The sequence below is a fragment of the Microcystis sp. M_QC_C_20170808_M3Col genome (genome assembly GCF_007095505.1).
In the GTDB taxonomy this organism is placed as follows: Bacteria; Cyanobacteriota; Cyanobacteriia; order Cyanobacteriales; family Microcystaceae; genus Microcystis.
Window position 1 is genome coordinate 1 of the sequence record NZ_SFBY01000346.1, and the last position, 7,163, is coordinate 7,163.

Genomic DNA, 7,163 nt, shown 5'->3' on the forward strand with positions numbered 1-7,163 from the left:
CAGTCGCACAGTAGTATTATCCAGTGTTTCTACCCCCGGTGTCGCCACTTCGTAGGCAGTTAACCAACCGATAATATTAGCGTGGGGTTTACCGTGGTTTTTGGCTCTCACCGCAGCTGTCATATAAACAACTCCTTGAATTAATTCAGCTTTTTTTACCCTTGTCATTGCCTGATAACGGCGCTCGAATTTGGGAAGGGTTAATCTATCACCATTTTCGAGAGGGGGAATAATATGGGGGGAAACTGTCTTAGTCGATAGCATATTACCAGACTCAGTTAATTTATCTATTAGGTTAAGCTGGGTATCGAGAGCATCGAAGATATCCTATACTTATTTTACAGCGTTTCTGATCAAGATGAAGTATAACCTAATTTGGTATCGACCACCGACTCCCCACAAGGAAAACTTTGTACCTCATCATTAAGATAAATGCTAAATCCTTGAGTTCCTTATTTACCTTAAACCTTGCACCATGTTTGCTTTAGTTTCACTAGATAAAATCGAGCTACCGGCGGGGTCCTTAGTGAGATTACCTGCCACTTGGCTAGATTATCAAACTTTGTCTCGGCAAAGGGGTGACAATTCTCGGCCTAAAATCAAATATCACAATGGAGAAGTCTTGCTTATGTCTCCACTTCCCAAGCATGGACGTGATGCCCATTTAATTGCTAATATTATCATCACCTTATTGGATTATCTGGGGCGTGAGTACGAGGCTTTTACTCCCGTAACCATGGAATTACCAGAAACAAGTGGTATTGAACCAGATTATAGTTTTTATATTGACCATTGGCCGGCTATAGCAGGGAAAGCCAGAATTGACTGGGTAAATGATCCTCCTCCCGATTTAGTATTAGAAATTGATGTCACCAGTTACTCGAATGTGGATGACTATCTGCCTTATCAAGTGCCTGAAATTTGGTTGTATCGTCAGAAAAATCTCTATATTTATTGGCTAGAGAATCAAGAGTATATCCCTCGCCATCAAAGTCAATATTTTCCTAACTTTAACCTACAAAATCTAGTTTCTTTCTGTGGAGAAATTGCCGACAATCGCAATAGTAGTATGGCAATTCGTCAACTAAAACAACATCTCGAAGATTTTTATAAGTAGGGAGGCACAATTATTTGTAGGATGGGTTAGCGCACTTCGTAACATGAGCGGGCGTTGGGTTTCATGCTTCAACCCAACCTACGTTCATCTTATATTTAATTCCACCCACCTACTTAGTATTTAAACTAATTTTTCCCGCTTACAGCGTCTTTCATGGCAACAAAGTAAATCCGGTTCTTCCGAACTTACACTGTAGAAAATTCCTCAAGCTCCCTCTCTGCCCAGCAATGCTCTAAAGTTGATAAATATCAATCTAACAAAAACTCAAAGCTTTAGTATACAAGCTTTACAAGCATGAGTTGTTGATAGTTTTACATGGCAGGTTCGGTAGAGCCGTAAATCCCGAACCAAATTAAGCTGATTAGGTAAAAGTTACTTACTGTCAAGTTTCCCACTCCTGTCTCCTCTATTTAACCATGAATAATTTTAAAATACTGATCATCGGTTACGGTAATACTTTAAGAAATGATGACGGAGTGGGAGTGAGAATAGCCGAAATTATCGCCGAAGAGAATTGGCCTAATGTGCAAGTCATCGCTACCCATCAATTGACTCCTGAATTAGCAGCCGATATAGCTGATGCTTCCCTAGTTATTTTTGTTGATGCGGTATTATCTAATCAAACTGATATTCAGATAGAAAAATTAGCGGCAGTTACCGAATGGAATAATTTAGGTCATGCAGAAAGTCCCGCTTCTTTATTAGCATTAACTCAAGCAATTTATCAACAAACTCCCAGGGCCTGGGGAATATTTATTCCTGCTATTAATTGTGAATTTGGTGAAGAATTATCAACAATAACTCAAAAGGGCTTGACAAAAGCGATCGAAGCTATTAGGAAAATTATTACTTCTGAGGATTTGACTGAATACCAAAAGCAGGACTTTGATAATCTTCCGGCAGATAATTTTCAGGAATAGTGCTGTGATTGCCATCCCGGAGAGCCTTGTAGTGAGGAGACATAATTTCGATACCGACTTCGTTACATTTATCCTGAATATTTTGATGTAATTCAGAATAAATATACACCATTTTGCTAGGATGGTCGGTGTAGGAATTTAGCTGATAGCTGACATAAAAATCATCGAGACTGGTTTGCAAGACAAAAGGAGCAGGTTCTGAGACAATAAATTTAGTGGCTAAGGCTGCTTCTTTCAGGGTTTCGTGAACCTTACGCCAAGGTAAATCATAACCGAGAGTGACTGTGGTTTGCAAAATTAAAGGCTGTTCGAATTCCCTTTGAGAAACGCTAAAGTTAATCACATTGGTGTTTAACAGCGATGAATTAGGAATCGTGATAATTCTATTAGCTGGTGTGCGAATGCGGGTGACTAATAATCCTTTTTCAATCACGTCTCCAATAACATCACCAATAGAAATTTTATCTCCTAGTTGAAAAGAGCGAGTATAGATGAGGATAATTCCTCCCACCACGTTAGCGATAGCAGAGGTAGAACCCAAGGAAAATAGCACCCCTAAAAATACCGACACCCCCTGAAAAGCAGGAGAATTAAATCCGGGTAGATAGGGAAAAGCGATGACTATAGCTAAGGCAATTATCAGCAGTGACAGTAAATTATAGGTTGGGTTTGCCCAATCGGGATAGAAACCATGAATTACTAAAGTTCCTCTTGACAATGCCGTGAAAAATGGTTTAATTGCTCTCAACAGATAGTGAGTTATAAAAATAATTAGCAGTATAATAAAAATATTGGGTAAATATTTTGCTATCTCTTGGGAAAAAACTTCCAAAGCACGGAAAAAGTATTGCAAAAAACCATCACCAAATTTTCTAGTCCAGGGAAAAAGACGAAGGACAAAAGTTAAATAAAAATAGAGAATAGTTAAAATAATTAGAGTTCGGATAAATTGCAAAACTCTTAGGGAAAAAAATCCTATTGTCTGGGAACTAATAATCTCAAAATTTTGGAATACGACCCCAGGAACTAGGGAGGTGATTAATCTCTGAATCTGGGGAAAAACCCGCAAAGATATAAAAATCATCGTCCAGAAAATTAAGACCGTGGACAGGGTAGCACTTACTGTCAAAACTGCATCTTTTAAGAGGTTATCCGGTTGACGTTCTTGACGATAACGGACAATGGCCGCTTTAATCTTTGCTAAAGCTCGTTCGGCCAATACATCTTGACTTACCGCGTGTAATTTGGCATCTTTAGAAGTAATAGTAGCAATAACCGTATCTCCCAAAATAATCGAAGGGTTTTTGTCTTCAGGATCGATTTTTATGGTTAAATCTTCAGGAGAAAGGCCATCGTCATCGGCAATTTTTTCAATTCTGGCTGTAATCGATTTCGCTCTTTCTTGCGCTGAAAAAGAACCTATTCCTTGCCGAATAGTAAAAAGTTCTTGATTATCAAGCATTACGGGAAAAACTTCTCCCAAAGTTTCCAGGGGTGTTTCCTGTCCTTGTTTAGCAGGATTATTCTGGGCTGCTATCATCAAGATGGGGGATAAAGTCAGTAACAAAACTAAACAAAACAGCCCTAAGTAACGCCAGATTTTTTTCATCTTCTAAGCCACAATTTCACAGGAGCGATCGAGTTTAATACCTCTTTTTTTCATCGTAGCATGGAATAGTTCTGTGGATAACACCTGTTCCACGGGATAAATCCCGGGTTTTTGGATTTTTGCCGCTAAGATTAATTCTGCCACGCTCCCAGTTCCCCAACCCGCTGCTTGGGCAGTGTTTTCGTGGACCATAGTTGCTTGATAAACTGCGTTTTGCTGCCCTTGCCATCCTGCCACTTTTGCTAACATTGCTACCCCAATTCCCGAAAATTTATCGGTTACTTCTGTCATGCGATAACTAACTTGGGAAAAAAATTCAATTCCCCGAGAGCTTTCTACCCAAGCATCGGGAAAAATATGGGCAGTAATCCAAGTTAAATGATTATAAAAATCGGGAATAGAACCAAATTTTGTGATCACATTTTGCACTTGAAAAGATTCAGCAAAAGTATAGGTTTCTGGCATATCAAACCAATAAACACCAGTTTTACCTAAAGGAGCGGGAAAGTCAATTACTTCTCTAGCAGTATAGGGTTTAATCTCTTGCCATTGTCCCTCAATCCAGGCTAAAAAAGGCTTTTTTAAGCCGAGAAAAGTTGTCCGCATCACAGTTAATCCCGCACCTCCTGAACCCGCTACGGCATAATTTAAACGGATTGTTTCTACCCTATCTAACTGTTCCACTCCCTCTCGCACTATACTATTAGAAATACCGGGAAAAATTCCCGTATTAACCACGGCAGTTATTCCCGCTTTTATTGCCAATTCTCGATAGGGGATTAACTTTTGATAAAAAGAACGATGATCACTAACATCAATATAATTGACTTTTTCTTCGATGCAAATTTTTACTACCCTGCCATCGCGATAATGAAAGGGACCAGCACAATGAATGACTAAATCACTATTTTTAATTGCCTGTCTAAGCTTGTCTATTTCTTCTAAATCTAAAGCCAAAAACTGCATTCTTGGCAGTAATTTAATTGCTTTTTCCTTTCGTCCGGTGATAATAATTTTAGCTGAAGTATGATTAATAATATCTAGGGCGACACTTTGACCAATGCGACCAGTGCCACCTAAAATTAAAACAGTTTTTTCCATGGCAACTATCAATAATGTTTGCCCTAGTATAGCATTCTCTTGGCAAGTTTGCCTATTTTCCAAGATGAAAAATTCAGAATAATCTCAACTTATTTACTGCGTCCTAGAGGCAAGAAAATGGTTAAAATCTCACCTTCTTCGGGTTTTTCACGCACAATAAATTTACCTCCCAAAGCTTGAAAAAGGTTTTTAGTCACCTTCATATTCAGACTTAAACTACCCGTTTCTGGTTGAAACATTAAGACTTTTCCTAAAGCTTTGAGGGTAGGATTAGGCGATTTTACCTGAGTTTGGAACTGCATTTTTAATTGATTTCCTGCCATTGATATATCTACTTGCAACAGGCCACCACTAGCCATACTGCGAGTACATTTTTCCACGACTCCATTTAACATTTGATCCAATAAATTCGGGTCGCTAATTACCGAAGGCAATTTTTTCGGTACATTAACTTCTAAATTGACATTGCGCCGTTTAGCCTGTTTTTGCCACCGAGGAATACTATCTTGAAAGACCTTTTCTAGAGCAATTGGAATTAATTGAATTGGTTTATCTCCCAGAGGATTAATACCCAATTCTGCGGCTCGGAAAATTAATTCCATGCGCTGAATTTGTTCACTACATTCTAAATCGATTGTTTCCAAATATTTCTGCACATCTTCCGTTACTTTTGCCCGTTTTAGTAATAATCGGGTAATGGTGCGAATGGTGGTTAAAGGGGTGCGAATTTCGTGGGTTAAAGCGCGCAATAATTCCAAATCACAACCCGATTCTAAATGAGAATTATCTTCCTCTGGGGGAGTGATTTCGGTATTGATAGACGATTTCGTTTTTTTCAGGTCTAAATTAGACTGGTCGGGTAAATTTTGCAGTAATTGGCGACTAAATTGGCTAACTAGACGATAATCCGGCGAGGGACTGCCATTAGCTTCGATAATTGCTTCTAAAGTCCCGATTTGCGGATAACGCAGATTCACTAATCTTTGCCGCAACTGCTGCCAAGCTTGCTGAGTGAGGACGGGATCAAAGGAAAATTGAAAAGAGGACAAACCCCACTGATCTTCGCCTAAAACCAGCAAAAGAGAGAAACTTTCGCTAAAAACCAGACAAAATCTTTCATTAGCAATCGGATCCGTTGGCAAGAGCGGCAATTCATGGATCTCCGTCGGGGAAATATCGGCGGCGGATTTTTCCTGAGAAGGCAATTGCAAACCCGGCCATTGTAAATGTTTTAAAGCTTTAACGGTAAAAACACCGAATTTAAAACCCGTTAAAGCCTTGCTTTCTCTGACTAAAGCCGTCGGACCGGAGAGAATTAAACCCCGACCGGCGGCAGCATTATTTTGGTTTTGTAATAAGATATTTTCTAAAGATGCGATCGCTGCGAACCATTCACTTTCCGCTTTCAGTTGCGATCGCTTGAGCCATTCTGATAAATTAGGATAAAAAGCATTGGGGGTGAAAGTTTCCCGTTCCTGATGGTCAGTCGGCGGGAAAATATCGCTTAATTTCGGTAAAGACCCCTCTAACATCGTCTTCATCACTGACTAGATACAAATTCCTTACCTAGAATATTACCCCCGTTAATGCTCATCCCATAACGGTAAAACCGAACTCTATTGGCAGTGATATCCGCGTTTTTATAGCAGTTATCTTAATGGTGAGGTACAAATAGGTTACACTTCATCTGGATGAGAAAGGCTGTCAATCGGCTTAATGATTGGTAATATAGGTTAGTCCAGTTGATTACCTATGCTGCTTGTGGGTTTAGTAGCTTAATTCAACCTCAATAAGTCTGATATTTAATTAGATCTCCCCACTTATGTGTTTTTTTGTTACATTTAAGTATTTTTTGCTTATCTATAGTTACTATTGAATGAATTAAAGTGTTCCCCAATTATTTCCCTAACTAACCAATCTTTGATCCCAAAACCTTTTGCCTTGACGTTAGGTCAATAGAATGAACTATCGGGTCTTGGAGGAACTAACATAAATGAGCGTCAAAACTTGTAAAAATTTATGCAAAATATTTCTCCAAAAAGTTTAACCTACGTTGATTGGTATAGGCGTAATCCTGTTTATCCTTAGCAGCAAATACAAGATCAAGATTATTCTTTTAATTCATTAAGGAGGCTCTTCATGGAAAACTAGCGTAGTGATAAGAACATCAATTATAACCATCATAGGAACTATTTTAGTTGCCTGTGGAGCTTCCCTTGAAGAATATCAGAAGTTTGCCAAATCTGGTCAGGAATACGCCACCGCTCTTGATAGCTTGTTAGTTATTTCTGGTGATTATGGCTCTTCGTTACTCTTTATGCTAAATCAACAGACAAGATGCCAAGATAACATACTTCTAACCCAAAAATTCCGAAAGTTTCTAAAGCCATAGCCTCTTCGTTTTATTAGTTTAAGT

The 7,163-nt window shown here is 38.9% G+C and carries 5 protein-coding genes and 1 pseudogene; 2 read left to right on the forward strand and 4 right to left on the reverse strand.

Translation table 11 applies throughout. The features are described 5' to 3' along the window. Positions 1-264 (reverse strand): annotated as a pseudogene (locus EWV84_RS15795) (Uma2 family endonuclease); the annotation flags it as partial. A 211-nt stretch (positions 265-475) separates the two neighbouring features. Between EWV84_RS15795 and EWV84_RS15800 the strand changes: the two are divergent. Together EWV84_RS15800 and EWV84_RS15805 are read left to right on the forward strand one after the other, a co-directional pair. Continuing rightward, the gene (locus EWV84_RS15800; RefSeq protein ID WP_287078767.1) at positions 476-1,117 is read left to right on the forward strand and encodes a Uma2 family endonuclease; all 642 of its coding nucleotides are present in this window, start codon (positions 476-478) and stop codon (positions 1,115-1,117) included. Between the two features lie 416 nt (positions 1,118-1,533). Next, entirely contained in the window at positions 1,534-2,037 is a 504-nt protein-coding gene (locus EWV84_RS15805) for a hydrogenase maturation protease (RefSeq protein ID WP_287078768.1), read from the forward strand. Here the strand turns inward: EWV84_RS15805 and EWV84_RS15810 are convergent. From EWV84_RS15810 to EWV84_RS15820, 3 genes are all read right to left on the reverse strand, one after another. Beyond that, entirely contained in the window at positions 1,964-3,646 is a 1,683-nt protein-coding gene (locus EWV84_RS15810; protein WP_287078769.1) for a mechanosensitive ion channel family protein, read from the reverse strand. The two genes, EWV84_RS15805 and EWV84_RS15810, sit on opposite strands and share 74 nt — an antisense overlap. A gap of 3 nt (positions 3,647-3,649) precedes the next feature. Next, positions 3,650-4,747, reverse strand: coding sequence for a saccharopine dehydrogenase family protein (locus EWV84_RS15815; RefSeq protein WP_287078770.1), 1,098 nt, complete (start codon positions 4,745-4,747; stop codon positions 3,650-3,652). An 89-nt stretch (positions 4,748-4,836) separates the two neighbouring features. Further along, a complete protein-coding gene (locus EWV84_RS15820; RefSeq protein WP_287078771.1) occupies positions 4,837-6,279 on the reverse strand; it encodes a sensor histidine kinase in 1,443 nt (480 codons plus the stop codon). Positions 6,280-7,163: the final 884 nt, after the last annotated feature.

Excerpts from the sequence above, each read along its gene's own strand:
- EWV84_RS15820 (WP_287078771.1), bottom strand. The coding sequence starts at position 6,279 with ATGTTAGAGGGGTCTTTACCGAAATTAAGCGATATTTTCCCGCCGACT.
- EWV84_RS15805 (WP_287078768.1), top strand. The coding sequence starts at position 1,534 with ATGAATAATTTTAAAATACTGATCATCGGTTACGGTAATACTTTAAGA.
- EWV84_RS15810 (WP_287078769.1), bottom strand. The coding sequence starts at position 3,646 with ATGAAAAAAATCTGGCGTTACTTAGGGCTGTTTTGTTTAGTTTTGTTA.
- EWV84_RS15800 (WP_287078767.1), top strand. The coding sequence starts at position 476 with ATGTTTGCTTTAGTTTCACTAGATAAAATCGAGCTACCGGCGGGGTCC.
- EWV84_RS15815 (WP_287078770.1), bottom strand. The coding sequence starts at position 4,747 with ATGGAAAAAACTGTTTTAATTTTAGGTGGCACTGGTCGCATTGGTCAA.